19 protein-coding genes and 1 pseudogene are annotated in these 26,760 nt (G+C 63.1%); 7 read left to right on the forward strand and 13 right to left on the reverse strand.

Annotated elements, in window-relative coordinates; translation table 11 throughout:
• A pseudogene (locus tag APH35_RS29525) lies at window positions 1-164 on the forward strand (DUF4434 domain-containing protein); the annotation flags it as partial.
• Between the two features lie 41 nt (window positions 165-205).
• Complete coding sequence (locus APH35_RS23745; protein WP_012272127.1) at window positions 206-1,297, forward strand: GGDEF domain-containing protein; 1,092 nt, start codon at window positions 206-208, stop codon at window positions 1,295-1,297.
• Here the strand turns inward: APH35_RS23745 and APH35_RS23750 are convergent.
• Window positions 1,272-2,570, reverse strand: coding sequence for an ATP-binding protein (locus tag APH35_RS23750; RefSeq protein WP_012272126.1), 1,299 nt, complete (start codon window positions 2,568-2,570; stop codon window positions 1,272-1,274). The genes APH35_RS23745 and APH35_RS23750 overlap by 26 nt on opposite strands.
• Window positions 2,571-2,576: 6 nt before the next feature.
• Window positions 2,577-3,278, reverse strand: coding sequence for a response regulator transcription factor (locus APH35_RS23755; protein WP_012272125.1), 702 nt, complete (start codon window positions 3,276-3,278; stop codon window positions 2,577-2,579).
• A gap of 191 nt (window positions 3,279-3,469) precedes the next feature.
• On the opposite strand from APH35_RS23755, the gene APH35_RS23760 reads away from it, so the two are divergent.
• The 3 genes from APH35_RS23760 to mobA all read left to right on the forward strand — a co-directional run bounded on the left by APH35_RS23760 (window position 3,470) and on the right by mobA (window position 8,422).
• On the forward strand, window positions 3,470-4,645 hold the full coding sequence (locus APH35_RS23760; RefSeq protein ID WP_012272124.1) for an efflux RND transporter periplasmic adaptor subunit: 1,176 nt from the start codon (window positions 3,470-3,472) through the stop codon (window positions 4,643-4,645).
• A gap of 11 nt (window positions 4,646-4,656) precedes the next feature.
• Window positions 4,657-7,785 (forward strand): efflux RND transporter permease subunit, encoded by a 3,129-nt coding sequence (locus tag APH35_RS23765; protein WP_060493489.1) that lies wholly within the window; start codon window positions 4,657-4,659, stop codon window positions 7,783-7,785.
• A 61-nt stretch (window positions 7,786-7,846) separates the two neighbouring features.
• Complete coding sequence (gene mobA / locus APH35_RS23770; protein WP_012272122.1) at window positions 7,847-8,422, forward strand: molybdenum cofactor guanylyltransferase MobA; 576 nt, start codon at window positions 7,847-7,849, stop codon at window positions 8,420-8,422.
• 30 nt (window positions 8,423-8,452) lie between these two features.
• On the opposite strand, the gene APH35_RS23775 is transcribed toward mobA, so the two are convergent.
• From APH35_RS23775 to peaA, 5 genes are all read right to left on the reverse strand, one after another.
• The gene (locus APH35_RS23775; RefSeq protein ID WP_060515635.1) at window positions 8,453-10,126 is read right to left on the reverse strand and encodes a fatty acid CoA ligase family protein; all 1,674 of its coding nucleotides are present in this window, start codon (window positions 10,124-10,126) and stop codon (window positions 8,453-8,455) included.
• A 76-nt stretch (window positions 10,127-10,202) separates the two neighbouring features.
• Window positions 10,203-11,324: a quinohemoprotein amine dehydrogenase subunit beta gene (gene peaD / locus APH35_RS23780; protein WP_060493491.1), complete on the reverse strand. Its 1,122-nt coding sequence runs from the start codon at window positions 11,322-11,324 to the stop codon at window positions 10,203-10,205.
• Window positions 11,325-11,355: 31 nt separating this feature from the next.
• A complete protein-coding gene (gene qhpC / locus APH35_RS23785) occupies window positions 11,356-11,679 on the reverse strand; it encodes a quinohemoprotein amine dehydrogenase subunit gamma (RefSeq protein WP_012272119.1) in 324 nt (107 codons plus the stop codon).
• Between the two features lies 1 nt (window position 11,680).
• Window positions 11,681-13,111, reverse strand: coding sequence for a quinohemoprotein amine dehydrogenase maturation protein (gene peaB, locus APH35_RS23790; protein ID WP_012272118.1), 1,431 nt, complete (start codon window positions 13,109-13,111; stop codon window positions 11,681-11,683).
• Between the two features lie 48 nt (window positions 13,112-13,159).
• Window positions 13,160-14,725, reverse strand: coding sequence for a quinohemoprotein amine dehydrogenase subunit alpha (gene peaA / locus APH35_RS23795; RefSeq protein ID WP_041166696.1), 1,566 nt, complete (start codon window positions 14,723-14,725; stop codon window positions 13,160-13,162).
• A 412-nt stretch (window positions 14,726-15,137) separates the two neighbouring features.
• Between peaA and APH35_RS23800 the strand changes: the two genes are divergently transcribed.
• The gene (locus tag APH35_RS23800; protein WP_012272116.1) at window positions 15,138-16,631 is read left to right on the forward strand and encodes an aldehyde dehydrogenase family protein; all 1,494 of its coding nucleotides are present in this window, start codon (window positions 15,138-15,140) and stop codon (window positions 16,629-16,631) included.
• A 105-nt stretch (window positions 16,632-16,736) separates the two neighbouring features.
• Window positions 16,737-18,050 carry a hypothetical protein gene (locus APH35_RS23805; RefSeq protein WP_060515636.1) on the forward strand — a complete coding sequence of 438 codons (1,314 nt, stop codon included), beginning with the start codon at window positions 16,737-16,739 and terminating at the stop codon, window positions 18,048-18,050.
• A gap of 143 nt (window positions 18,051-18,193) precedes the next feature.
• Here APH35_RS23805 and qhpG read toward each other — a convergent pair whose 3' ends face one another.
• The 6 genes from qhpG to APH35_RS28615 all read right to left on the reverse strand — a co-directional run bounded on the left by qhpG (window position 18,194) and on the right by APH35_RS28615 (window position 26,488).
• Complete coding sequence (gene qhpG / locus APH35_RS23810; protein ID WP_060515637.1) at window positions 18,194-19,486, reverse strand: flavin-dependent monooxygenase QhpG; 1,293 nt, start codon at window positions 19,484-19,486, stop codon at window positions 18,194-18,196.
• Window positions 19,479-20,156, reverse strand: coding sequence for a subtilisin-like serine protease QhpE (gene qhpE / locus APH35_RS23815; RefSeq protein ID WP_060515638.1), 678 nt, complete (start codon window positions 20,154-20,156; stop codon window positions 19,479-19,481). Before qhpE ends, qhpG begins: the two co-directional genes overlap by 8 nt.
• Window positions 20,146-21,879 (reverse strand): ABC transporter ATP-binding protein, encoded by a 1,734-nt coding sequence (locus APH35_RS23820; protein ID WP_060515639.1) that lies wholly within the window; start codon window positions 21,877-21,879, stop codon window positions 20,146-20,148. The genes qhpE and APH35_RS23820 overlap by 11 nt, the downstream gene beginning before the upstream one ends.
• 163 nt (window positions 21,880-22,042) lie before the next feature.
• Window positions 22,043-22,924: an RHS repeat-associated core domain-containing protein gene (locus APH35_RS28610; protein ID WP_082425853.1), complete on the reverse strand. Its 882-nt coding sequence runs from the start codon at window positions 22,922-22,924 to the stop codon at window positions 22,043-22,045.
• 197 nt (window positions 22,925-23,121) lie between these two features.
• Entirely contained in the window at window positions 23,122-25,032 is a 1,911-nt protein-coding gene (locus APH35_RS23825; protein ID WP_060515640.1) for a sigma-54-dependent Fis family transcriptional regulator, read from the reverse strand.
• A gap of 481 nt (window positions 25,033-25,513) precedes the next feature.
• A complete protein-coding gene (locus APH35_RS28615) occupies window positions 25,514-26,488 on the reverse strand; it encodes an RHS repeat-associated core domain-containing protein (protein WP_082425854.1) in 975 nt (324 codons plus the stop codon).
• Window positions 26,489-26,760: the final 272 nt, after the last annotated feature.

Consider the following 26,760-nt stretch of genomic DNA (forward strand, 5'->3'; position numbering starts at 1 on the left):
GCCGGGTAGGCGTGGTGCGCGAGGCGTTCCGCCAGGTGAGCGCGCCTGGGCAGCCATTCAGGGCCGAACCTGCCGAGCCCAAGCTGGGCAGCGGGTGCCATGCCGAGGCGGTGTTTGCCTTGCGCTACCGGCCTTGGGCCACAGGTGTCTTGCCACAAAATTGAGTCGTTTGGCCTGGCAAAGCAGTACTCCGAGGAGCCCACCGATGTTCAAGACCATCGAAGAACACGTGCGCAAGCAGGTCGCCCCCGCCGCCTTGCGCGCCGAGTTCCGACAACACGAATTCGAGTCCATGCGCCCGTTCTGCCTGCTGGTGTTCTGCATCAGCATCCTGATCTGGCTGGTCTTCGACCTGATCGTCAGTTTTCTCGGCGGTCAGGGTTTCACCTGGCTGTCCTACCTGTTCATCGCCGCGCTCGGCAGCCTTTGCGTAGTACTGCATTTCACCCGCCGCAGCCATCACTTCGATGTACTCAACCTGCTGTTCATCACCATCATCACCTTGGGCATGCGCCTGCTGATCGAAGGCATCCCGGTGGCCCTGCGCCCGGTGTGGCTGGTGCTTGGCGTATCCACCGTGCTGTACGCCGTGTCGGTGCTGCCGGTGCGACGCTGGTCGTTCTTCAGCGCCATGGTCATCACCTGGGTGATGCTCAACCCGTTCTACCACACCCGTATCGAGCCCGACGCGCTCGAAGGCGCCATGCTGGTCAGTTACGCCGTGTTTCTCAGCGGCCTGATCACCTACAGCTACCTGCAGACGCGCAAGGCCAAACTGCACAATTTCTACCTGTCCAGGGTGCTGCTTGAACAAGCTTACGTCGACGCCCTGACCGAAATCCCCAACCGCCGCTCGTTCATGGCCAAAACGGAGCAACAACTGAAACTGGCAACGCCCGGGCAATACCTGGCGATGGTCGACATAGACAACTTCAAGAAAGTGAATGACCGTTTCGGCCACGACATTGGTGATGAAGTGCTAAGACGCGTGGCACTGCATATCAAGGCCGCCATGGTCGATTCCGAGTTCGCCCGACTGGGCGGCGAGGAGTTTGCCATTTTTCTTGAAGGGCTGGACCAGCAAGGTGCCGAGCAGCAGATGGAGGCATTGGTACGCAGGGTACGCGAGGATGCGGGCACACACCCGGTGACCATCAGTATCGGGCTGGCCCAGGTGAGCGCGGGCGATACATTGACCATGGCGTTGATCAAGGCCGACCAGGCGCTGTATGAAGCCAAGCACACCGGCAAGGACCGGTTCGTGCTGTGGACTACCCGGCTGGCAAGCGAATCCTGAACTGCGCCCCACCCAGCGCCGACTGTGCCACGGTCAAGGTACCACCCTGCCCCTCGATGGCCCGCCGGCTGATCGCCAGCCCCAGGCCAAACCCACCGGTATTTCGGTCGCGGCTTCGGTCTAGCCGGTAGAACGGCTGGAAAATGCGCTCGCGCTCCTCCACCGGAATGCCAATCCCGTCATCCTCCACCGTCAGCAGGCAGGCGCCATCCTCTTCCAGGCGCAAGCGCAACAACAGGCTTTCGTCGCAATAGCGCATGGCATTGCGCACCAGGTTCTGCACCGCGCGCGCCGTCAGCCGAGGGTCCAGCACAAAGCGCGGCAGGTCACCTTCGGCCCGCACTTCCCACTGGATACCACGGCCATCAAGCTCCTCGGCAAAGCTGCCAAGCACACTGTCGACCAGCTCCAGCAGCGACACTTCGACCCGTTCGCGAGCCTGGTCAGCGTTGTACAAGCGGCTATAGGACAGCAACTCCAGTACCAGCTCGTCCAGTTCGCGCACATGCCCGACCAGTTCCAGCAGGCGCTTGCGGCTGGCCGGCGGCACTTCGTCGAACAACAGCACCAGGCCGAAATCCAGCCGGGTCAGCGGCGTGCGCAACTCGTGCGATACCGCATTGAGCAGCTCGCGCTGCTGGTTGACGTGGCGCTCCAGGTCACTGGCCATGGTGTCGAACACCCCGGCCAGCTCACCGATGTTGGAGTGTGGTGAAATGTGCGTGCGCTCGGCCATCTGCCCTTGGCCCAGGCGCCGAGCGGTCTCCTTGAGGCGCTCCAGGTCGCGCCAGTGCGGCCAGACCCACAGCAGCAGGCACCCGAGCATGGCCGCACCGATCAGCACCGTCACGCCCCACGACAGCACGTTGATGTCCAGCGGGTCTGGCGGCGAATGCAGGCGCACCAGCCATTGCTTGTCCAGCGGCGCCAGCACCGTTTCGTAGTAGCCCCACTCGGCAATACGCACCGCGTACAGGCCATGCTCCAGGCGTGCCTGTTCTTCCTCGCTCAAACCCGCCTGGTCCATGCGCAGCAGTTTCAGCTCCAGCGGCGCAAAATCACCGGCCAGTTCCTGCTCCACCGCCGGCCACTGCTCACGCGGGGCCTGGCGGAACTGGCGTACGATCAACGCCTGCACACCCTTTGCCTGGTCCAGGTTGTAGGCCATGAAGCGCTCGCGGAACAGGCCAACGATGGTGTCGGGGATGAACAGCAACGCGCCGGCGTAGGCGACGATGATCACCAGGTATAGCCGCACCAGGATCTTGAGCATGGCCGATCAGCACTCCCACTCGACGCGGCTGAACAGGTACCCCTTGCCCCACACGGTCTTGATCTTGCGTGCTTCGCCAGCGTTGTCGTCGAACTTGCGCCGCAGTTTGGAGATGGCCACGTCCACCGAGCGGTCGGTGCCATTGAACTCGATGCCACGCAGTTGTTGCAGGATACGGTCGCGGTTCATCACCTCGCCGGCATTGCGCGCCAGCACCACCAGCAGGTTGTACTCGCCGCTGGACAGCTCCACCTCTTCGCCGCGCCAACTGACCGTGCGCTCGGCCAGGTCGATGCGCAGGCCGCCGATCAGGATCAGGTCGTTGTCCAGCCGCGGCTCGTTGACACTGCTGCGGCGCAGCAGCGTACGCACGCGCGCCAGCAGCACGCGTGGCTCGCAGGGTTTGGTCACGTAGTCGTCGGCACCCATTTCCAGGCCCAGTACCTGATCATGGCTGTCGTCGCGGGCGGTCAGCATGAGAATTGGCAGGCTCTGCGACTCCTGGCGCAGCAGGCGGCACAGCTGCAGGCCATCGATGCCTGGCAGCATCAAGTCGAGTATGACCAGGTCGGGCTTTTGCCGGCGGTACTCGTCCAGCACATGATCGCCCCGGGCGATCACCTGGACATGGAAGTCGTTGCGTTGCAGGTAGCTGGCGATCAACTCGGACAGGGCGCTGTCGTCTTCGACCAGTAAAATATTCGGCATAGGTGCTTGGGAGTCTGGGTTGAGGTATACCTGTGCCCGCGAAGAAGCCGGCACAGGAACACTCAGGATATAGAACACTACCGCGCCACAGGCTTGTTCTTCACACTTTTTCACACTCGCCCTACAGGTATTAACAGCCGCCCAGGCAGCACCTGCCTTAGCATAGACACGGTCATCATCGGAAGATCCGCATGCCTACTACCCTCTCCCCGCGCCTGCGCCCATTGGCGCTCCTGGCGTTCCTGAGCCTGTCTCTGGCCGGCTGCGGCGACAGCGCCGAGCAAGACGAAAAAGCCCCCACCCCGCAAGTGCGGGTGGAAACCTTGCAACTGCAACCCCTGGCCATCAGCAGTGAGCTAAGCGGCCGTATCCTGGCCCCGCGCACCGCCGAAGTGCGCGCGCGGGTCGCTGGCGTGGTGCTCAAGCGGGTGTACCGCGAAGGCAGCGACGTCAAACAGGGCGATGTACTGTTCTTGATCGACCCGGCGCCGTTCAAGGCCGACCATGACAGCGCCCGCGCCACCCTGGCCAAGGCCGAGGCGACCCTGTACCAGGCGCGCCTGCAAGAGCAGCGCTACCGCGAGCTGGTCGATGACAAGGCCGTCAGCCGCCAGGAATACGACAACGCCAAAGCCAGCTTCCTGCAGGCCGACGCTGCAGTGGCCGAAGCCAAAGCAGCCCTGGAGCGGGCTCGCCTGAACCTCGGTTACGCCACTGTGACGGCACCGATCTCCGGCCGTATCGGCCGCGCCCAGGTCACCGAAGGCGCGCTGGTCGGGCAGAACGAGACCACCCCGCTGGCGACCATCCAGCAACTGGACCCGATCCATGCCGATGTCACTCAGTCGACCCGTGAGCTGAACGCCTTGCGCCGCGCCCTGCGTGCTGGCGAGCTGCAACAGGTAGGCGACAGCCAGGCCCGCGCCACCCTGATCCAGGACGACGGCAGCGCCTACCCGCTGCCGGGCAAGCTGCTGTTTTCCGACATCAGCGTCGACCCCAGCACCAACCAGATCACCCTGCGCAGCGAGTTCCCCAACCCGGACCTCGACCTGCTGCCCGGCAGCTACGTGCGCGTACGCCTGGAGCAGGCGGTGCAAGCCAAGGGCCTGAGCGTGCCGCAACGCGCCATCCTGCGCGACAGCGCCGGCGTGCCGAAGGTGCTGGTGGTCGACCAGCAGGCCCGCGTCAGCGACCGTCAGGTAGTCCTGGGCAGCGCCCAGGGCGACCGCTGGATCGTCAGCGAGGGCCTGGCCGCCGGCGAGCGGGTGGTGATCGAGGGCCTGCAGCACGTCAAGGCCGGCGACCAGGTGCAGGTCGACACCACACCCGGTGCCCCCCCCATCGCTCAGCACATCGGCCAGTGAGGGCCTGATCAATGCCGCAATTCTTCATCGATCGCCCGGTATTCGCCTGGGTGGTCGCACTGTTCATCCTGCTGGCCGGTGTGCTGGCCATCCCGCAACTGCCGGTGGCCCAGTACCCCAACGTGGCACCGCCACAGGTGGAGATCTACGCCGTGTACCCAGGCGCCTCGGCGGCGACCATGGACGAAAGCGTGGTCAGCCTGATCGAGCAGGAACTCAACGGCGCCGACAACCTGCTGTACTTCGAGTCGCAGAGCAGCCTGGGCAGCGCCACCATAACCGCCACCTTCGCCCCAGGCACCAACCCGGACCTGGCCCAGGTCGACGTGCAAAACCGCCTGAAGGTGGTCGAATCGCGCCTGCCACGCCCAGTCACCCAGCAGGGCCTGCAAGTGGAGAAGGTGTCTACGGGCTTCCTGCTGTTGGCCACCCTCACCTCCGAAGACGGCAAGCTCGACGAAACCGCGCTGTCGGACATCCTCGCCCGTAACGTGATGGACGAAATCCGCCGCCTCAAAGGCGTCGGCAAGGCTCAGTTGTACGGCTCCGAGCGCGCCATGCGCATCTGGATCGACCCACGCAAGCTGATCGGCTTCAACCTCACGCCCAACGACGTGGCCGAGGCCATCGCGGCGCAGAACGCCCAGGTCGCCCCTGGCAGCATTGGCGACCTGCCCAGCCGCGACACCCAGGAAATCACCGCCAACGTAGTGGTCAAGGGCCAGCTGAGCACGCCTGAAGAATTCGCCGCCATTGTCCTGCGCGCCAACCTGGATGGCTCCACGGTGACCATCGGGGATGTCGCCCGGGTCGAGATCGGCGCCCAGGAATACCAGTACGGCACGCGCCTGAACGGCAAGCCGGCCACCGCCTTCAGCGTGCAGCTGTCGCCGGGGGCCAACGCCATGGAAACCGCCACCCTGGTACGGGCGAAGATGCAGGACCTGGCCCGCTACTTCCCGGAAGGCGTCAAGTACGACATCCCCTACGACACCTCGCCGTTCGTCAAAGTGTCGATCGAGCAGGTCATCAACACCCTGTTCGAAGCCATGCTGCTGGTGTTCGCAGTGATGTTCCTGTTCCTGCAGAACCTGCGCTACACGCTGATCCCGACCCTGGTGGTGCCCGTGGCATTGATGGGCACCTTCGCCGTGATGCTGGCCATGGGCTTCTCGGTCAATGTGCTGACCCTGTTCGGCATGGTGCTGGCCATCGGCATCCTGGTCGACGATGCCATCGTGGTGGTGGAAAACGTCGAGCGCATCATGGCCGAAGAAGGCCTGCCGCCCAAAGAGGCCACGCGCAAAGCCATGGGCCAGATCAGCGGGGCGATCATCGGTATCACCCTGGTACTGGTGGCGGTGTTCCTGCCCATGGCCTTCATGCAAGGCTCGGTGGGGGTGATCTACCAGCAGTTCTCGCTGTCGATGGCGGTATCGATCCTGTTCTCGGCGTTTCTCGCCCTCAGCCTGACCCCGGCATTGTGCGCCACCCTGCTCAAGCCCGTGGCCAAAGGTGAGCACCACGCACGCAAAGGCTTCTTCGGCTGGTTCAACCGCCGCTTCGAAAGCATGAGCAACGGCTACCAACGCTGGGTGGTACAGGCGCTCAAGCGCAGTGGCCGCTACCTGGCGGTGTACGCAGTGCTGCTGGCGGTGCTGGGCTACGGGTTCAGCCAGTTGCCCACGGCGTTTCTGCCCACCGAAGACCAGGGTTACACCATTACCGACATCCAACTGCCGCCCGGTGCCAGCCGCATGCGCACCGAACAGGTAGCCGCGCAGATCGAGGCGCACAACGCCGAGGAACCGGGGGTGGGCAACACCACCTTGATTCTCGGTTTCAGCTTCTCCGGCAGCGGGCAGAACGCGGCGCTGGCCTTCACCACGCTCAAGGACTGGTCCGAGCGCGGCACCGATGACAGCGCCCAGTCGATCGCCGACCGCGCGACCATGGCCTTCAGCCAGCTCAAGGACGCCATCGCCTTCTCGGTACTGCCACCCCCAATCGACGGCCTGGGCGAATCGACCGGCTTCGAGTTCCGCCTGCAGGACCGTGGCGGCATGGGCCACGCCGAACTGATGGCGGCCCGTGACCAGTTGCTGGCAAGCGCCGGCAAAAGCAAGGTATTGACCAACGTGCGTGAAGCCTCGCTGGCGGAAAGCCCGCAAGTGCAGCTGGAAATCGACCGCCGCCAGGCCAATGCCCTGGGCGTATCGTTTGCCGATATCGGCACGGTGCTGGACGTGGCTGTGGGCTCCAGCTACGTCAACGACTTCCCCAACCAGGGCCGCATGCAGCGGGTGGTGGTGCAGGCCGAAGGCAACCAGCGCAGCCAGGTCGAGGATTTGCTGAAAATCCACGTACGCAACACTAGCGGCAAGATGGTGCCACTGGGCGCGTTCGTCCAGGCCAAATGGGTCAGCGGCCCGGTGCAGCTGACCCGCTACAACGGCTACCCGGCGGTGTCGATTTCCGGCGAACCGGCGGCCGGCTACAGCTCCGGTGAGGCCATGGCCGAAGTCGAGCGCCTGGTGGCGCAGCTTCCAGCCGGTGCCGGCCTGGAATGGACCGGCCTGTCCCTGCAGGAACGCCTTTCCGGCAGCCAGGCACCGATGCTGATGGCGCTGTCGTTGCTGGTGGTGTTCCTGTGCCTGGCGGCGCTGTACGAAAGCTGGTCGATCCCGACTGCGGTACTGCTGGTGGTACCACTCGGCGTGCTGGGTGCAGTGCTGGCCGTGACCCTGCGCGGCATGCCCAACGATGTATTCTTCAAAGTTGGCCTGATTACTCTGATCGGCCTGTCGGCGAAGAATGCCATCCTGATCATCGAGTTCGCCAAGCACCTGGTCGATCAGGGCGTGGACGCCGTCGATGCTGCCGTACAAGCCGCCCGCCTGCGCCTGCGGCCGATCGTGATGACCTCGCTGGCGTTCATCCTCGGCGTGGTGCCACTGGCCATCGCCAGCGGCGCAAGCTCCGCCAGCCAGCAAGCGATCGGCACCGGGGTGATTGGCGGCATGCTCAGCGCCACCCTGGCGGTGGTGTTCGTGCCGGTGTTCTTCGTGGTGGTGATGCGCCTGTCCGGGCGGCGCCAGACGCAAAACGCTGCCACGCATCCGGTGGCCGGTGAAAGCTGACTGGACAAGCCCCACTTGAAATGGGAGGGTTCCCGGCAATGACTGCCCGGAACCCTTTTTCATGCCTGATGCATTTCCCCCCTGCTCCATCCTCATCCTTGCCGGCGGTCGCGGGCAGCGTATGGGCGGCCGCGACAAGGGTTTGATCGACTGGCAGGGTGAACCCTTGGTGGCGCATGTACAGCGAGTGGTGCGCCCGCTGAGCGACGACCTGGTGATTTCCTGCAACCGTAACCAGGAGGCCTACCGGGCGTATGCCGACCAGGTGGTGGGCGATGCCGAGGCGGACTTCCCCGGGCCTTTGGCGGGAGTGATTGCCGGGCTCAAGGTGGCACGGCATGAATGGGTTGTGCTGCTGGCCTGCGATGCACCACGTGTCGATCAGGTGTTGATCGAAGACCTGCTGCGGCTGGCGAAGGCCAATGACAGTGCGGCGATGGTGCGTCAGGGTGAGTATTGGCAGCCGATGTTCAGCGTGCTGCCAAAACGGGTGTTGCCGGTGCTGGAACAAGCCTGGGCGGCGGGTGAGCGGAGCTTGCAGAAGGCCTTGCTGCGCGAGGCGGTGCAAGGGCTGGCGTGTGCCGACGATGATTGTCGGCTAAGCAACTTCAACAGCCCGGAACTGCTGCAAGGCTGAGATCCTCTGCTGCCTGTGCCGGCCCCTACATCAATTGGCAGTCAGTTCCTCGACGCTGATCTCGCGCATCCTGAACTTCTGCACCTTGCCGGTCACCGTCATCGGGAACTCGTCGACAAAGCGGAAGTACCGGGGCACCTTGAAGTGCGCAATTCGCGCCTTGGCCCACTCTCGCAGTTCTTCTTCGCTGGCAGCATGCCCTGGGTGCAGCCGCACCCAGGCGACGATCTCTTCGCCATACTTGCTGCACGGCACGCCAATCACCTGTACATCGGCCACCGCTGGGTGGGTGAAGAAGAACTCCTCCAGCTCACGCGGGTAGATGTTCTCACCGCCGCGAATGATCATGTCCTTGCTGCGCCCGACAATCCGCACATAGCCTTGTTCGTCCATCACTGCCAGGTCGCCGGTGTGCATCCAGCCGTCTTCATCGATGCTCTCGGCCGTGGCCTTGGGGTTGTTCCAGTAACCCAGCATCACGCTGTAGCCACGCGTGCACAGCTCGCCAATCTCACCGCGCGGCACTGTGCCACCGTCGTTGTCGATCACTTTGTTCTCCAGCCGTGGCTGGGTGCGCCCCACGCTGGTCACGCGGCGCTCCAGGTCGTCAGTGGCGCCGGTCTGTAGCGACACCGGGCTGGTCTCGGTCATGCCGTAGGCAATCTGCACCTCGGCCATGTGCATCTCGCCAATCACCCGGCGCATCACCTCGATCGGGCACGTAGCGCCGGCCATGATCCCCGTGCGCAGGCTCGACAGGTCGAACTCGCCGCGCTGCGGGTGGTCCAGCTCGGCAATGAACATGGTCGGCACGCCATACAACGCCGTGGCTTTCTCCTCCGCCACCGCGCGCAGGGTAGCCAAAGGGTCGAAGGCATCGTTGGGATAAATCAAGGTGCTGCCGTGGGTCATGCAGCCAAGGTTGGCCATGACCATGCCGAAGCAGTGGTACAGCGGCACCGGCACTACCAACCGGTCATGTTCGGTCAGGCCCAGGCTTTCACCCACCATGTAGCCGTTGTTGAGAATGTTGCTGTGGCTGAGGGTGGCGCCCTTGGGGAAGCCGGTGGTCCCCGAGGTGTACTGGATGTTGATCGGATCGTCGCAGCGCAGTTGTGCCTGCCGCTGGGCCAGGGCCTCGCGGCTGACGGCCTCGGCGCGGGACTGCAGGTCGTGCCAGGCGAGGAACCCAGGCGGGGGCGCGACGGCCAGACTGACCACGCCACGCAGCTCGGGAAAACGCTCGCAGATCAGCGCGCCCGCTTGACCGCTGGCCAGGCCAGGTACAAGGCCCTGCAGCATGGCGTGGTAATCGGAGGTCTTGAACGCATCGGCACAGATCACCCAACGGCAGCCGGACTGGCCGAGCGCATAGTCCAGCTCGCTGGAGCGGTAGGCCGGATTGATGTTGACCAGGATTGCGCCAACCTTGGCGCTGGCGAACTGGGTAATGCACCACTCGGCGCAATTGGGCGCCCAGATACCCAGGCGGTCACCGGGCTGCACGCCCAGGGCCATCAGCGCGCGAGCATGCTGGTCGACGGCCTCGGCCAGTTGCCGCCAGGTGTAGCGAAGGGCCTGGTGGCGCACCACCAGCGCCTCGCGCTCGGGAAAGCGAGCGACAGTGGCGTCGAAGGCGTCGCCGATGCACTGGGTAAGCAGGGCCTTGTCCTGGTTGCCCTGGGAGTAGCTTGGCTGGGGCATGGGCGTTCTCTTGTTGTTCTTGTGTTGTTTATACCGGCCTCTTCGCGGGTAAACCCGCGAAGAGGCCCACACCGATCTAGCGGATGAACACCTGGGGCGTCGTGGTAGACATGTCACCACCCGGCAACTTGATGTTCTTCACTTTCTCCAACGTTTCCGGGTTGAACACCGCCAGGTCGTTGAAGGTGCCGCCCAGGTACAGTTTGTCGCCCTTCTTGTCGAAGGTGACGCAGTAGTAAGTGTGCTCCAGGTTAGCCGCCTTGATCAGCTTGCGCTGTTTGATGTCGTACTTGGCCAGGCGGTTGAGCACGCCGTAGATCTGGTTCGGGTCCTTGGGCGAGCGCAGGCCGGTGAAGTACAACTCAGTCAGGTCGGCGAACTCCTGGGTGTGGGTCTTGCCGGTCTTCAGGTCGACGCTCAGGTAGCCATACAGCGGCTCGGCGGTGGCCGGGTCCTGCTTGTCGTCCTTGAACTTGGCAATGGTGTACAGCATGGTGAACTCGTGGCGCGGGCTCTGGTGCGGCCAGAAGTACAGCACGTCCGGGGCGCTGTAGCCCTTGCGGTTCCAGTTGCGCAACGGCAGGGCCACTGTGTATTTGCCGGTCTTCACGTCCATCTTGTAGATGTCCGGCCCTGCGACGAACAGGCTGCCATCGTCAGCGGCGCGCATCAGGTACACCTGGCGCGGCATCGGGAAGGTACGCACCGGCTTGGCCTGCAGGCCATCGGCGGTGCTGAACACCTCCAGCCGCGGCGGTTTGACCACGTAATGGTCGTTCAGCATCTGGGTCGGGTTGACCGTGGCGTACACTTCCTTGCCATCGGGGCTGATGGCGAATGAGTACATCGACCGGCCGACTTCGCCTGCCACGCTGGACAGGTTGGCGCGGAAGGTGTTCTTGCAGGTGTCCAGGTCGATACCGTAGATGTCGCCGTAGTGGTTGTTGAGCACGTAGGCGGTGCGGTTGTCCGGCGCCATCATTGCGGTGCCAGGGCCGAACTTGTCGGGCATCTGGCAGCTTTTGTAGACCGTGTCACTGGCCACATCGACCACATGCAGGTTGTTCGGGTAGTTGGTCACGATCATGTATTCGTGGCCAGCCTTCAGTGCCGGCCCGGTGTCGTCGGCCTGTACCAGCCCGGCGCAGGCCGTGGCGGCGATGGTGAGCGCAAGTTGCGCGCAGCGTCCAGCTTTCATGCGGTTTCCCCTTGTCATTCTTGTTGGGCCGTCACTTGTCTTTCGGGAACACGGTGCCGAGGTTGCGCCAGTCGTCCGCCGAGTTGGTCGCCTGGGCGTTCCAGTCCTGGTAAGTGCTCATCATGTCCGGCACCTGGGCTGGCCACCAGCAAGGGTCGGAGCAGCCATACAGGTCGGCCTCCATCGGTTGGCACAACGAGCTGACGCCGCCAAAGGCATCCACTTCCCAGCCCGGGTCGGTGGTGGCCGTGCAGCCTGCCACCGCGCTCATGGCCATCACTTCTTCGACACGGTCTTCGGCGGCGGCCTGCTCCAGGATGCGCGCCTTGTTGTTCAGGGGCTTCAAGTGCTTCATGTCAGTGCGCCTTCCGCGGGGTGATGTAGCGATCGATGAAGGCCGGGTTGGCGGCCATGATGCGGCTGTAGACTTCGATGCCGAAGTCCACCCAGTCGCGCATCAGTTCGCAATAGTGGTAGGTCGGGTGCTGCGGGTCGCCGTAGCGTGCATAGCTTTCGTGGTAGCAGCCGCCCGAGCACAGGTTGCGGATGCGGCAGCTTTCACAGCCGGTGTTGCTACGGTCCAGGCGTTGCGACAGGAAGTCGTTGAGCTGCGCCTGCTTCACCCCTTGGTGCACATTGCCGAAGGTCGGCAGGCTGGAGCCGGTGAAGCGGTGGCACAAGTTCAGCTCGCCCTCGTGGTCAACCGCCAGCATCTTCAGCCCGGCGCCACACGGCAGGGCCTTCTTGTGGCCTTCGTGGATGTCGGTGATCAACTGGTGCAGGTTGGAGAAACCGATGTTGCGGTGCGCCAGCGCCGCCTCCAGGTAACGCCGGCCGAGGGCCTTCATGTTGGCGAACACCTGCACCAGCTCTTCGCTCGTGAGGTTGAAATCGGCCATGTCGCCCGAGGTCACCGGGGCAAAGCCAACTTCGGCGAAGCCCATTTCATTGAACAAGTGGTTCCAGATGGTTTCGACATCGGTAATGCCACGGGTCAGCGTGACCCGCGCGCCCACCGGGCGGCTGGTGTAGCGCGACAGCAGTAGGTCGGCCTTGCGCCGCACCACGTCATAGGTACCCTGCCCACCCACGGTGATGCGGTTGCGGTCGTGCACGGTCTTGGGGCCGTCGATGCTGATCGACAGGCCGAAACGGTGGGCGTTGAGCCAGTCGATGATTTCTTCGGTCAGCAAGGTGGCGTTGGTGGTCATGATGAACTCCACCTGCTTGCCCGCCTCGGCGAAACGCCGTTCGCAGTAAGCCACCATGTGCTCGATCAACGGCCGGTTGGACAGTGGCTCGCCACCGAAGAACACCACACTGTAGCGCTCCTCGTTGGGCGATTCCTTGAGCAGCATCTCCACCGAGGCCTCGGCGGTGGCGGTGCTCATCTTCTTGCCGGCGGAAGGCTTGTCCAGGTCTTCCTTGTAGCAATAAGTGCAGCTGAGGTTGCAGCCAGTGTTGACGTTCAGAACCACGGTGTTGAGCGCGGTGCGTTCGACCTGCTTCAGGGCGATTTCCGGGGTCAGCGGCGAGCCGTCGCTGACCAGCTCCAGCGCGATCAGCTCGCGCAGGGTGTCCTGGATATCGTCGCCGGCAAACTGCTGGCCAAGGCGCTGCATCAGCTCCTCGGCCGAGCAGCCTTGCTGGCGCAAAGCGTCGATGATGCTGCCGGTCACCGCATCGGTGGCAAACAGCGAGCTGCTGGGAATATGGAACAGCATGCGGTCGGCATCGACCTGCACTTCGTGCAGGTTACGCTCGACCAGGTTCAGTAGTACGCCCATGGCGACCTCCCGATAATCGATCCGTTGGAAAACCGTTGCGCCCTGCCGTTATGGCAGCGGCGGGTTGTTCCAGCGCTGTACGGTGACGATCATGTGCCCTTCGCCGGTCTGGCCACCGTCGGCCAGCGTGGCGATGACTTTCAAGTTACCGGCGTTGTTGGTCATCATCTTGCGCTCGGGGTTGGGCCCGGCACCGCCTGGTACGAACACGCCATCAGCCTGCATCTGCCCGGCGAACTTGACGTCTTCGTCCTCGACCGCACGCTCGTTGAACGGCTCGACCTTCCAGGTGGCCGGCAGGTAGCCGATGCGCAGCGGTTGTCCGCTGGCGTCTTTACCCCAGGCTTCGGCCTCGAAGCGGCCCTGCACTTTCGGCACCGAAGCGCCGTTCTCGCCAATGCGGGCGATGGAGAACGCCGGCACCACCTTCACTTCGTCGACCTTGTCGTAGACCGCCAGGTTGACACCTTTGAGCGCGCCCACCGCAACCTCGCGCTGGCCAGGCTTGGCGTCTGCCGCGGCGCGGGCCTTGACCCGTACCAGGGTCGGGGTTTGCTCCAGCACCTCGGTCACTTCCACCCCTGCACCCAAGTCGGGCTTGCCGTCCAGGCCGCTACCCACCAGGGTGATCTCGCTTTCGCCGCCGGCCTTGATGAATGCCGGCTGAACCGCCAGCAGGCGCGCCTTGCCTTCCTTCGCCGCCGTAAAGTCCAGGCCACGCTCATCGTGGTCGGCTTCGAACATACGGCCTTTCATCTCGCCATCCAGCGCGGCGAACACCTGGCGCAGGTTGGCATCGCCGACCTTGACGTTGCCACGCCACTCATAGCCGTTGTAGAGGATCGCCGTGCCGCTGCCGTTGAACGGCGTGCCGTCGGCGTAAGCGCCCTTGACCTCGACCTTGAAGGTATCGCCCTCCCCAGCCGTGACGCTCATCACCCCACGTACGTCGCCCTTGGCAAGCATATGGCCGCTGAATGCCCACTGCCCCGGCAGTGCGTCTGCCTTGGGTTTGGCCTTCTGCCATTCGGCCCAGGCTGCGCTTTCCATCGGGAAGCGCTTGGCAAGCTCCGGCACCACTTGTTGCAGGGCAATCGGCAGCCAGTCGCGGTCACGCGCCTGGGCCTGGTACTCAAGGGACGGCCATTGGCCAAGGTGGAAGTTGACCAGGTGTTCCCACTCCTTGGCCGGGCGCCGTTGCAAGGCGACGCGGGCACCGGAGTGGCAACGGCCACAGGTCTCGCTGAGCTGGGTGTCGAAGTGCTCGACGGTATTGAGCCGGCGCTCCATGGCGTAACGCACGCCATCGGTTTCGCTGGGCGCCAGGCCCTGCTTGTCGGCCAGGTACTTGACCAGCGTGCGACGGTCGTCGTCACTGATCTGCAGGCCGTGCATCACCTGCATGCGGGCAATGCTCATCAGCCAGCCTTCCGGCGTCTTGCGCTGGTGGCTGATGCGGCTATAGGTGTCGTTGCCTTCGGGGATATGGCACCCCATGCACTTGTTCTGCAACAGGCTCGGGCCCTGCTCGGCCGCCATGGCCTGGGTGCTCAGCAGCGCGGCGGCGACCAGCGCCAGTTTGCCCGCATGCCGCCGGAGTCGAGTCGTCTTCAAGGTCAGACCTCCACGGTTGTTGTTCTTATCGTTTTCGCACGCTTTGGTACAGCAGGTGTGCATGTGACAGTTGTGATACAGGAACTGTGCCAGGTGCTGTAAAAGCGTTGCCTTTCAACCCTTTAGGCAGTTAACGGGGCTTGGCCAGCAGCACGGATGGCCAATTGCAGCGTGCCATTTCGCGACAAGGTGTTTCAGCTTGAGACAACACCTGACATGCCGGCTGCCGGCCCTTAGAGCCGCTGTTTCACCACCGTCTCACACCGTCTCATTGTGCAACAGCGCACCTTTGCAAACCGAACCTTGCGTCACGGCAAAACCCAGTCAGCTCAAGGCCTTGCCGCCATCTGCCCAGGTTGGCACGGCCATTGCGCCGGTGCCCGCCACATCCAATGACAAGAGGCACCGTCCCATGCTTTCCGAACTGCCCATCCTGCCCGCCACCCGCGCCTTTCTCGAACGCAAGCTGAAGATGCGCATCGGCGCCGAGTGGCAGGACGCCGCCAGCGGTCGCACCCTGTCGTTCCGCAACCCGGCCACCGGCGAAGTACTGGGTGAAGTGCCCGCCGCCGAGGCCGAGGATGTCGATCGCGCCGTGCGCGCCGCCCGTCAAGCCTTCGATGATTCGCCCTGGAGCCGCCTGCGTCCGCGCGAGCGGCAAAACCTGTTGTGGCGCCTGGCCGACCTGATGGAGCGCGACGCCCGCCAGCTGGCCGAACTGGAATGCCTGAACAACGGCAAGAGCGCCGCCGTCGCCCAGGTGATGGACGTGCAACTGGCCATCGACTTCCTGCGCTACATGGCCGGCTGGGCCACCAAGATCGAGGGTAGCACCGTCGAAGCCTCCATGCCGCTGATGCCCAACGACCAGTTCCATGGTTTCGTGCGCCGCGAGGCGGTGGGTGTGGTCGGCGCCATCGTCGCCTGGAACTTCCCGCTGCTGCTGGCCTGCTGGAAACTCGGCCCAGCCCTGGCCACCGGTTGCACCGTGGTGCTCAAGCCCGCCGATGAAACCCCACTGAGCGTGCTCAAGCTGGCAGAACTGGTAGACGAAGCCGGCTACCCGGCAGGCGTTTTCAACGTAATCACCGGTACAGGCCTGAACGCGGGCGCTGCGCTCAGTCGCCACCCTGGGGTGGACAAGCTGACCTTCACCGGCTCGACCGAAGTCGGCAAGCTGATCGGCAAGGCGGCCATGGACAACATGACCCGCGTCACCCTGGAGCTGGGCGGCAAGTCGCCGACCATCGTCATGCCCGACGCCAACCTGCAGGAAGCCGCAGCCGGTGCGGCCACGGCAATCTTCTTCAACCAGGGCCAGGTGTGCTGCGCGGGCTCGCGGCTGTATGTGCACCGCAAGCACTTCGACAACGTGGTGGCCGACATCGCCGGCATCGCCAATGGCATGAAACTGGGCAACGGGCTGGACCCAGCGGTGCAGATGGGCCCGCTGATCTCGGCCAAGCAGCAGGACCGCGTCACCGGCTACATCGAGCTTGGCCGCGAACTGGGCGCGACCATCGCCTGTGGCGGTGAAGGCTTCGGGCCGGGTTACTTCGTCAAGCCGACGGTGATTGTCGATGTCGACCAGCGCCACCGCCTGGTACAAGAAGAAATCTTCGGGCCGGTGCTGGTGGCAATGCCGTTCGATGACATCGACGAAGTGATCGGCATGGCCAACGACAACCCCTATGGCCTGGGCGCAAGCATCTGGTCCAACGACCTGGCCGCCGTGCACCGCATGATCCCGCGCATCAAGTCGGGTTCGGTTTGGGTCAACTGCCACAGCGCACTGGACCCGGCACTGCCGTTCGGCGGCTACAAGATGTCTGGCGTTGGTCGCGAGATGGGCGCAGCAGCCATCGAGCATTACACCGAGCTCAAATCGGTGCTGATCAAGCTCTGATCTTTTTCCTGTGCCGGCCTCGTCGCTTTTGCAGCAGCAGCCTTGTGCTGCGAAGAGGCCGGTACAGGCACCCCAAAAAACAACAACAAAAACATGGAGCACACCATGAGGCACACCCTCGCCTGCACATTGGCCCTGCTGTTCGCCGCACCCGCCAGCCAAGCCTACGAGCTCTACAACCACAACGGCACCACCCTCAACGCCGACCTCGAAGCCCTGTTCGGTGTGTTCCACAGCGACGAAAGCTTCAACCAGGCCGGCAACCGCCAGCCCGGCAGCACCGCCTGGCAAGAAGGCTACGTCAAATATGGCCTTAGCGGCAGCCAGGCCCTGGCCGACAGCGGCGCCCTCTACGGGGCCGTCAACCTGCTCAGTTCCGCCACCTGGGGCGATGGCGATGCCGCCGGCCTGACCCTGGGCGACGAACGCCGCACAGCCATCGAAGACCTGTACCTGGGCTGGCGCTCGGCCAACCTGTTCCCGGCCCTGGGCGAAGACGGCGTGGACATTTCAGGCGGTCGCCAGGTAGTGACATTGGGCGATGGTTTTCTGATCCAGGGCGACCCGGTGAACCTGGGCAAGGTCGACCTGGGCGCCAACTTCGATCGCGGCGGCGCCTACTACCTGGCCGCCCGTAAAGCCTTCGACCGCACCGCCGTGCTGCGCCTGGGCGGCAAGCAGGGCTGGCGCGGCGACCTGATGTGGCTGAAGTCCGACAACCACTACCAGGCCGATACCTCGCTGGCGGTAGCCAATTTGGAACACGTCGCCGACGCCGGCACCGTGGGCCTCAGCTGGATCCGCGGCCTGGACGTGGACCAACGCTACGCGCAAATCATGGGCCTGGAACACCGCGACGGCATGGACACCGCCAGCCTGCGCGGGCGCGGCAACCTGGGCGTGAAGGACCTGGAACTGGCCGCCGAGTACGTGAGCCAGGACAAGACCGGTGGGCGCGAGAATGCCTGGTACCTGGAAGGCAACTGGACCTTCTCCGAATTGCCCTGGTCACCGACTGCCACCTACCGCTACAGCCGCTTCTCCGAAGGCTTCGACCCACTGTTCTATGGCCTGAGCCGAGGCTATGGCACCTGGTTCCAGGGTGAAGTAGCGGCCAACTATGCCGGGCCGTTCAACAAGAACAGCCAGGTGCACCATGTGGCGCTGAAAGGCAAGCCACGGGACAACCTGACCGTCGGCGCGCTGTACTTCGACTTCGATACGCTGGACACGGATCAGGGCAACCTCGGCGGGCGTGAGCTGGACCTGTACGTGGAATGGATGGTCAACGAGCACCTGCTGATCAGCCCGTTGGTGGGGTTCTATAAGCCGGAGCGCAGTGCGAACAACGGCGGCACGCAATTGGGTGGGCGGGATACGGGGGCCTACATGCAACTGATTGTCGGGACCTTTTTTTGACTCTGCAGCCTGGGGCTGCTTCGCAGCCCTTTCGCGACGCAAGGCCGCTCCTACACAAGTACAGCGCAAGCATCACAGGCGATGTTGTACCTGTGTAGGAGCGGCCTTGTGTCGCGATGGGCCGCAAAGCGGCCCCGGCCATCTCAAGCCAACCCCTGCTCCACCAGCCACCGCCGCACCATCATCTGCTGCTCACCCGGTAAGCCCGACAAAACCGCCCCAATTGCCAGGCCACCCAGCAACGCACGTACCACAGGCGCCAACTCCACCCCCTGCAAATGCCACACCCCCAACGGCTGGTCCGCCGTCACCACCACCTCGGCCGCGTCCACCAGACCGTCGCGCAACACAGGCCGCCGTTCAACCCGCACGGCGCTCCAATCCGCGGCCGTATGCAAGGGCTGCGCATCCGGCCAGCCTTGGCGCCGAGCCCAAAATGGCTGCCCTACCCGCCCTTGCTCCTGCCCATAGAAATCCCGCCCAATGCGGGCAAATCGCAAAAACAGCTGTTCGACCCGCTGCTGGTGAAACTGCCACGCCAACACCGCCCGCTCGGGCCGGCGCAGCAAGGTGTTGATCACCACCGGCGCCTGCAACGCCGAAGACAGTGACTGGAAAATCCCGTTACCCGACAGCGGGTCAACGGCCATCGCCGCATCACCCACCCGTATCCAGTCATGCCCGACGCATTCGCCCGCCAGAATGGCAGTACTGCTGCGTGCATGCACCTGTGCCGGCACCAACGCCTGATCGTCGAACAGCTCCGCGACCAACCCGCTGCGTGCCCGCAGCGTCGCGCAATAATCGGCCAACCCGGCCTTACCCGGCAGGCCTGCAGCGTCCTGGGTGACTTGCCAGTAGCAACGGCCATCTGCCAGCCGCGCCATCCACGCCCAGCCATCCTCCAGGCTTTCCACTGCCGACGCAGGCGCGCCAGGGCTACCCTGCCAGACATTCAGCAGGCTGACTGTTTCCGGCCCGCGCAGGCGGTCTGCGGCCAGCGGTGCCTGGCGGCCTCGGGCCTCGACGAGAAAATCAGCCGTCAGCACTTGCCCATCGTCCAGACGCACATGATGACCGCCCTCGTGCACCACCTCGCGTACCCGCCCCTCGACCACGCTTACACCGGCAAGCTGAAGATCGTCGCGCAGCGCCCGATCAAACCGTTGCCGATCCAGCAAGAACTCCTGGTTCATTCGCAGGTGCTGGCCATTCCAGTGCACCTGCCGGGTAGCCGGCGTGGCCGCCTGGCTCAAAGCACCGCCGAGGCCCGCATGCCGCAAGCCCTCCAGCACCCGTTGCGAAACCCCTTCAACAGCCGCGAAACGGCGCCACTGCGACACCACCGTCACGGTATAACCCAGCCGCCGCAGGCCTATGGCCGTGGCCGCACCCGCAGGGCCGGCACCCAACACCACAATGCGCGGTTCAGGCATGGCTCGCCCCCCGTCGCTCTGGGCCTGAGAACGTCGCATGCTGACGCAACCACTCATGGATTCGCTGGCGATCCATGCCCGGTTCGTCACGCAGCAACGCCGCAATCCTACCGCTCAATGCCGCACAACCCAGGCTAGCGCCCGCTCTGCCGCCCGTCCCTACATAACCGCCAAAGTCCGCCTGCCGGGTGCCCAGCCACGACCACTGGCCGGGCGCGCAACGTGCATCACCGGTCACCCGAATCACGCCTGGGTAGCTGGCTGGGAATACGGGCCCGCCCTGTGCCGGGCTGGATGCACACAACACCACGCCCGCAGCCAAGGCCTCAGCGCAGGCCTGATGCAAAACCGCTCGGTCCTGCTGCAGGCCAAGGCTCAGGTTGACCAGCGTAGCCCCCGCTTCCACCAGCCACAGCAGCGCTGCCGCCACCTGCAAGGCACTGGTGCTGGCCTGGCCGCCGAACACCTGGGCCACCAGCAACGGCACAGGGCCAGCCTCCCGTTGCAAGCTGGCCAGCACGGCACTGCCATGCCCTAGCTCATCGGACAGCATTGCGCCTTCACGTAACTGGCCGTCTTCCAGCCAGAAACGGCGGGCATCGAGCAAGCCGTTGGTTTGCTCCGGCGAGCAGCCACTGTCGATGACCCCAACGCGCACGTCAGCGCCCATGTTTGACCGTCTCCTGCGGCAGTACCTGCAACTGGCCGTCATGCAACTGCAAGTGCAGGTCGGCATCAGCCAAAGTCGACGCGCGGTGGCTGATGAGGATCCGCGTGCGGCTGGCAAACAGCTGGTCGATAGCTGCGATCACCTCACGTTCGGTGGCTTCGTCCACCGCCGAGGTGGCCTCGTCCAGCACCAGAATCGCCGGGGCCTGCAACACCGCACGGGCAATGGCGATGCGTTGCTTCTGGCCGCCGGACAACTGCTGGCCACGTTCGCCCAGCAAGCCGTCCAGGCCCAGCGGCAGGCTGTCGACCAGGCCGTCCAGCCGCGCCAGGCGCACCACACGCTCAAGCTCTGCGCGGCTGGCCTCGGGCACGCCGTAGGCCAGGTTCTGCGCCAGAGTGCCACGGAACAGCACGATGTCCTGGCTGACGACGGCGATACGCCTACGCAGCGCTGCCAAGTCCAGCTCGCGCAGGTCGGTCCCGTCCAGCAGGATGCGCCCAGCGTCCGGGTCGTAGAAGCGCTGCAACAGGTCGATCAGGGTCGACTTGCCCACCCCCGAAGCGCCGCTGATGGCCACCTTCAGCCCGCCTGGTACACACACCTGTACGTTATTCAGCACCGCACCCTGGCGCCCTTCATGGGCAAAGCTCAGTGCTTCGAGGCGCAATTCGCCTGGCCCATCGGGTATGGGTTGCGGGTTGGCTGCCGGGCGTACGGCCACGGTTTCCCGTTTCAGCTCCATCACCCGCCCAAGGCTCACGGCCATGCGCTGCACCGCCACGTACAGGCCCAGCAGGCTCTGCACCGGCCCTACGGCCATGCCCATGTAGGTGGAAAAGGCGATTAACGCGCCTAGCTGCCAGGTCCCCTGAATCACCCACCAGCCGCCGACCAGGAACGCGCAAGCGCGGCACCAGGAGGTGAGCGTGCCGGGAACGGCCTGGGTGAAGAATTCGGTCACCTGCACCTTCAGCAACTGGCGCATGTAGCCCTGGCCAAGCTGATCCAGCCGCCCTGCCTCGCGGCCTTGCTGGCCGGCCGCCTGGATGAACTTCATCGCCGGCAAGGTCTCGACCAGGAACGACGACACATCCGCCGAACGTTCCCGCAGGTTGCGCACTTCGCGCTCTACCTTACGGCGCATCCAGCGCAGCCACAGCACCTCGATCGGTACCAGCAGCGCCAGCAACAGCGACAACTGCCACGACAGCATCAGCATCAACGCCACCGCGCCCACCAGGCCGATCACCGCCGACACCGCCGAGAACAGCGAATCCACGGCAAAGCGCTGGATCTCCGCCACATCGCCGTCCAGCCGCGAAAGAATGTCACCCATGCGCCGCCGCCCATAGAACGTAGGCGACAACTGCTGCAGGTGGCGGTACAGGTCATCGCGCAGGGCGAACAGAATGCACCCAGACAAGCGCGTGTGCAGGTAGCGGTTGACGCCGGCCAGCACCGTGCCCAGCAGGCCTGCGCCGATCATGATCGCTGCCATGTGCCAGAGGGTCTGGTAGTCCTTGGCCAGCAGCCCCTCGTCGATCAGCGTCTTGACCAGCCAAGGTTGCGCCAGGGCCAGCAACGAGGCGCCCAGCGACAAACCCAGCAGCAGGCCGATGGCGCGCCGGTGCGGGCGCACGAAACCATACAGCCAGGCCAACGCCTGGCGCATGAGTACAGGGTCGCTGGATTCCACCAGCTTTGCGAAAAATGGGCCCATGGGTCAGCCGCACAATCGTTTGAGCTTGCAGTATAGAGGCATTAACTTCGACCTAGAGCCATCCGACCGGCAAAAAATACAAATTGACATCACTGTTTAAAGCACCGAACCTGCCGCAAAAAACATGGCATAAGCTTATCATCTCCGTATTTAACTGCACGCTTCAGAATGGAGCCTCATGGGATCTTGGAAGCTTTACGTTATCTCGCAACCGCGCCACACGAATCTCAATTTTTGAATATGCCGGAGGCCTGATAACAACCTCCAGGAGATCGAGACTATAACCTCCGTTATTCCTCGCAGCCATAGTTAACATATAATCCCTCCCCGACCTTAAATGATCGAAGCTCGGAGCATATACCTCATACAGTTGCGGCTGACTCTGAATACTATTCCCCGCATTCCATGCATAACGAGCGGCACTGTTTGCGCTCGGCGCCATATAGAAACCCTCACCAAAATCTTGAGGGCGAAGCGTACCTAGCAACCTCGGATTAATACCAGATGTCAAAGAGTCTTTATAAATAGAAAGTCCGCCATGATAACCGATCACCTTCCAACCGCTTGGTGGGTCACTCTGCAAAGGCCGATCAATTAGCGAAGGCATGGACTGGGAGCTCTGCATGGCTTTTGGAATGCTTGCTTTTGGCCTTATATCAGCGAAGATAGGAAAAGTCTTTATAAGTCGATCTCGCAAGCTGACACTTGGCAAATGCCCACTAGGATCCTTTAAATTGACTGGATCTCCGAGGCAATAGGCATATGCATTAACACCTCCACCAGCAAAGGGACTCATATTATCCGGACTATTAAATCGCATCAGAGCAGGTGAATAACATCGATATCCATTTCCTAAAAAATAAACTTTAGCCATGAACTCCCATCGCTCACCGTTGAATCCGATCCGACTTGGCGAGTAGAGCTCAATAAAACGATAAAGATAACCATAAGGACTATAAGCTCTGACTTGTGTCTCTGCGCCAAAAAAATCAGCGCTCCGCATAAGATTTTTCAGCCCAATCGGTTTACGCCCGACATGTCTCATAACCCACCTTTCATCACTATGCAGATACTTGGCCGGAGAGACTGGATGCTAAAACTAATGGCTGCCCCTAGCCTAGTTTTCCGGAAAACGAACATCGTTGGGTTCTTCACTATTCAGAACATCCTTCAATTATCCTCTTTTCTTGGAGGCAAGCCACTAGCAAAAATGACAGTTCACGATCATCACGCTAACTCACGTCAGCCGCGCAACTGCTTGAGCTTGCGGTACAGCGTCGCCCGGCTGATGCCCAGTGCTTCGGCGGCGGCCGACACGTTGCCCTGGTGGCGCGCAAGGGCGCCACGGATCAGCTCCAGCTCGTTGTCCTTGAGGCTACCGGAGGGCGCCGAGCCGCTGGCCAGTTCGTCCAGCAGGCAGTCGGTGAGGTGGTCCAGCGTCAGCACCTGCTCGCCGTCCTCGCGCATGGCCAGTGCCGTGCGCACCACCATTTCCAGCTGGCGGATGTTACCCGGCCAGTCGAAGCCTTCGAGCAATGCCGCCAACGCCGGCTCCAGCGTGACGCCACGGGCATCGGACTTGTCCAGCAGGCCCTGAATGATCGCGGCCAGGTCGTCACGCTCGCGCAGTGCCGGCAGGCGCAGCGACACGCCGTTGACCCGGTAGTACAGGTCTTCGCGGAAGTGCTGCTCTTGTACCAGGCGTTTCAGGTCGCGGTGAGTGGCGCAGATCAGCGCCACGTCGATGTCCTGCTCGTCGCCGGCCCCCAGCGGCGCTACACGGCGCTCTTGCAGTACTCGCAGCAGGCGCGCCTGCAAGGCCAGCGGCATGTCGCCGATTTCGTCGAGGAACAGCGTGCCACCATGGGCCTGCATCAACCGCCCGACCATCCCGCCGCGGCGGGAACCTGTGAAGGCGCCCTCGCGGTAGCCGAACAGCTCCGACTCGATCAGCCCCTCGGGAATGGCCGCGCAGTTGACGGCCACGAACGGTTTGTCGGCACGCGGGCTGGCCTGGTGCAAGGCCCGGGCGACCACTTCTTTACCGGTACCGGTCTCGCCCAGTAGCAACACCGGCAGGCCATTGCCCAGCCCTTGGCGGGCCATGCGCAGGTTGCGCGCCAGGCGTGGATCACCACCGGCCAGGGCGTCGAACGCGGGCGACTGCTTGCTCAGCGCCGGCTTGCCGGCTGGCGTGCTGCCATTGACCCGGCCATGGCGTGGCAGTTGCAGGGCGCGGAAGTAGAACTCGCCCTTGGCCGTCTGCACACTGCTCACCCCGCCCTGCCACAGGCGTGCGATAAATGCAGGTGAACGCTCGCCGAGCAGGTCGGTGCTGCGCCTGCCAATCAGCTCATGGCGCGGCACCTGCAATAACTGGCAAGCACTGTCGTTGGCGGCCAGCACTTCACCGTCCAGGCTCAGCGCCAGCAGGCCGTGCCAGGCACTGTTGAGATACTGCGGGCGACTGTGGAAGGCCAGCACCAACTGCTCTGGATGGCACAGGCCGAACAAGCGGCTTTCGATGTTGCCGGCCGCCAGCATCAGCGTCGACAGGCTGTCTTGCGGCTGCGCCATTACGCCTTCGCGGGTGATGTCGAGCACCCCGATCACCTCGCCACGCGGGTCGCGCAGCGGCACGGAGGTGCAGGAGAACGGGCTGAGGCGGTCCAGGTAATGTTCACCGCAGTTGATCAGCGTCGGCCGGCCTTCGACCACGGCGGTGCCGATGGCATTGGTGCCGCGCAGCGACTCGCTCCAGCAGCTGCCGGGGTGCAGGTCGCGCAGGCCCTCGCGGCTGAGCACGTGCGTCTGGCCTTCGATGGCCAGGACGTTGGCCTGGGCGTCGCCGAGAATGACGATACCGGCCTTGCCCTGGCGTGCGACCAGGTAGTCCAATTCGGGGGTGACGGCGTCGACCAGCAGGCGGTTGCGCTCCAGCAGCATGCGCAGGTCATGGCCTTGTTCCAGGCCCAGGCCGACCTGTTCGCCCTGCAGGCAATCCAGGCCATGGCCCAGGCTGCGGCGCCAGGACGCGTCGATCTCGTCGCGCAGCATGCCCAGCGGCAGCTCGCCTTCGCTGGCCAGCTTCAGACGGGCCTGGCGGGATTCGTGCAGCGGGTCTTGGGCGTTTGTTATTAGTTGTCGCGCCATTTTCTACTCCGGCTGTGCCCTGCAAGATGGCGGGGTACGGGCTTGGGAATTTTCCGCAGTGTGCGGGAGAAATGGCTGGGCGTCATCTGGTTGATGGGTTGGGGGATGGCTGGGGGTGTATGGCTTGGGTTTTCGGGTGGGGCGGCGCTCGATCTCACAGGCGACAAACCTTCATCGGCGTGCACTTGGAGGCCCAAACACAACCCCCGAACCAGTCATCAAACACCCCGCACCAGCTCCGCCTTCCCCCGCTCGTCCAGCTGCTGCCTTTCAACCCCATCCAGCAACGCACTGGAGCCGCCACAGATCGCTACCAAACGGTAAGCACTGTAACACTTCTCCCAAATGATCGTGCCACCTGCTCCGGCTTTTCTACTCGGGCAAATAGGATCACCGCACCGCAGCGCCCACAGAGGCTCACACCGAGCCTGATGCCAGTGAAGCCCCGGTCAAGCCAGACTCACCCACTGTTGGAAGAGGTCTAATTTCCAGACCGACGTATCCGACTGGCAACGCTCCCACTACTGGCGGAGGCAGCAATTGAAAAACGGGAGCGCACCACTGTATTAATTCTATGCGAGAGAGAACTTTGTGCGATGGCACGACTTTTAAATCCTAGTTCACTTAGAGCATCGCGCTCGCCCCACCCTGTTAATCTAGCGCCACGAGTCTCAATCTTGTAGCTGATCGCACTAATCAGCAGTTGATCTAGAATCAATTCGGTGTTGATCAAGCCTTTGGTTCGCGCGTCGTTAACCCATACGCTCGCCACAGCATTGGGATTTTTGTATAATTCACCTGCCTTCTCCCAAAACTCCTTGGGTACTGCATGCAAACTCGAATAAGAGCGCCGGGGCTGCGACGACGCCCCCTCTGGATGTACTCGCGGAAGCGGAAGATAGCCATTTTCTGGTAGCGCTTCAACCATCTTCGACATAGCGGATAGCGGTGATGGCGGTGATACACGCTGAATAGCGCGCGACCGCTGGCTTATACCGTAAGGTTGTTTAGATGCCCAAGGGGAAGGTATGACTGGCACTTTCATCCGCCCGTCAGTGTCCAGATAATTGATAGGATCTGCTTCGCAATATACGTACGCATTGATCCCACCCGCGCCAAATGGGCTTATCACGTCAGGTGAACAGAATCGCATCAGTACCGGGCTATAGGCACGTACCCCATTGCCAAGCAAATCGCATCCAGACGTGACATCCCGATGTTCCCCCTTGTAAGCAAGGAGAGACGCTGTCAATGCAGCCTGATCAAAGCCATAAGGGCTATAGCTTCGACTGTGCTGCACCTTGAATATTGAATTTTGTCGATCTACAGCCAGCAGCCACCGCGTTTGTTCAGAAACCTCACCTATCACAACGTCAGCGCCAGCAAACACACTGCAAGTGTTATCCGCACTCACCTTGGTAGTTAATCGCCACCCGCTATAAAAATATCGAGACATCGTCTGCTCCGTTTTAACCAACCCTTACGAAACAATTGCTCAGTTTCAATACAAGCGCAACTATCAAAAATATCAGTTCGCAATGGCCTAGTGCCGTGCAAGGTGGCGGGCTAAGAGCTTGAGAGTTTTCCGGAGTGTGCGGGAGAAATGGCTGAGTGTGACTGGGGGGTATGGCTTGGGTTTTCGGGTGGGGCGGAAATCGAGCGCCGCGCGGGCGGCGCTCGATCTCACAGGCGACAAACCTTCATCGGCGTGCACTTGGAGGCCCAAAC

The organism is Pseudomonas sp. NBRC 111132, from assembly GCF_001320565.1.
In the GTDB taxonomy this organism is placed as follows: Bacteria; Pseudomonadota; Gammaproteobacteria; order Pseudomonadales; family Pseudomonadaceae; genus Aquipseudomonas; species Aquipseudomonas putida_P.

What these genes read in the sequence shown, in the direction of transcription:
- APH35_RS23825 (WP_060515640.1), bottom strand. Translation starts at nt 25,032, where the DNA reads ATGGCGCGACAACTAATAACAAACGCCCAAGACCCGCTGCACGAATCC.
- qhpC (WP_012272119.1), bottom strand. Translation starts at nt 11,679, where the DNA reads ATGAAGCACTTGAAGCCCCTGAACAACAAGGCGCGCATCCTGGAGCAG.
- APH35_RS23805 (WP_060515636.1), top strand. Translation starts at nt 16,737, where the DNA reads ATGAGGCACACCCTCGCCTGCACATTGGCCCTGCTGTTCGCCGCACCC.
- APH35_RS23745 (WP_012272127.1), top strand. Translation starts at nt 206, where the DNA reads ATGTTCAAGACCATCGAAGAACACGTGCGCAAGCAGGTCGCCCCCGCC.
- APH35_RS23775 (WP_060515635.1), bottom strand. Translation starts at nt 10,126, where the DNA reads ATGCCCCAGCCAAGCTACTCCCAGGGCAACCAGGACAAGGCCCTGCTT.
- APH35_RS23820 (WP_060515639.1), bottom strand. Translation starts at nt 21,879, where the DNA reads ATGGGCCCATTTTTCGCAAAGCTGGTGGAATCCAGCGACCCTGTACTC.
- APH35_RS23755 (WP_012272125.1), bottom strand. Translation starts at nt 3,278, where the DNA reads ATGCCGAATATTTTACTGGTCGAAGACGACAGCGCCCTGTCCGAGTTG.
- mobA (WP_012272122.1), top strand. Translation starts at nt 7,847, where the DNA reads ATGCCTGATGCATTTCCCCCCTGCTCCATCCTCATCCTTGCCGGCGGT.
- qhpG (WP_060515637.1), bottom strand. Translation starts at nt 19,486, where the DNA reads ATGCCTGAACCGCGCATTGTGGTGTTGGGTGCCGGCCCTGCGGGTGCG.
- APH35_RS23750 (WP_012272126.1), bottom strand. Translation starts at nt 2,570, where the DNA reads ATGCTCAAGATCCTGGTGCGGCTATACCTGGTGATCATCGTCGCCTAC.
- peaB (WP_012272118.1), bottom strand. Translation starts at nt 13,111, where the DNA reads ATGGGCGTACTACTGAACCTGGTCGAGCGTAACCTGCACGAAGTGCAG.
- APH35_RS23800 (WP_012272116.1), top strand. Translation starts at nt 15,138, where the DNA reads ATGCTTTCCGAACTGCCCATCCTGCCCGCCACCCGCGCCTTTCTCGAA.
- peaD (WP_060493491.1), bottom strand. Translation starts at nt 11,324, where the DNA reads ATGAAAGCTGGACGCTGCGCGCAACTTGCGCTCACCATCGCCGCCACG.
- APH35_RS23765 (WP_060493489.1), top strand. Translation starts at nt 4,657, where the DNA reads ATGCCGCAATTCTTCATCGATCGCCCGGTATTCGCCTGGGTGGTCGCA.
- qhpE (WP_060515638.1), bottom strand. Translation starts at nt 20,156, where the DNA reads ATGGGCGCTGACGTGCGCGTTGGGGTCATCGACAGTGGCTGCTCGCCG.
- APH35_RS28610 (WP_082425853.1), bottom strand. Translation starts at nt 22,924, where the DNA reads ATGAGACATGTCGGGCGTAAACCGATTGGGCTGAAAAATCTTATGCGG.
- APH35_RS28615 (WP_082425854.1), bottom strand. Translation starts at nt 26,488, where the DNA reads ATGTCTCGATATTTTTATAGCGGGTGGCGATTAACTACCAAGGTGAGT.
- APH35_RS23760 (WP_012272124.1), top strand. Translation starts at nt 3,470, where the DNA reads ATGCCTACTACCCTCTCCCCGCGCCTGCGCCCATTGGCGCTCCTGGCG.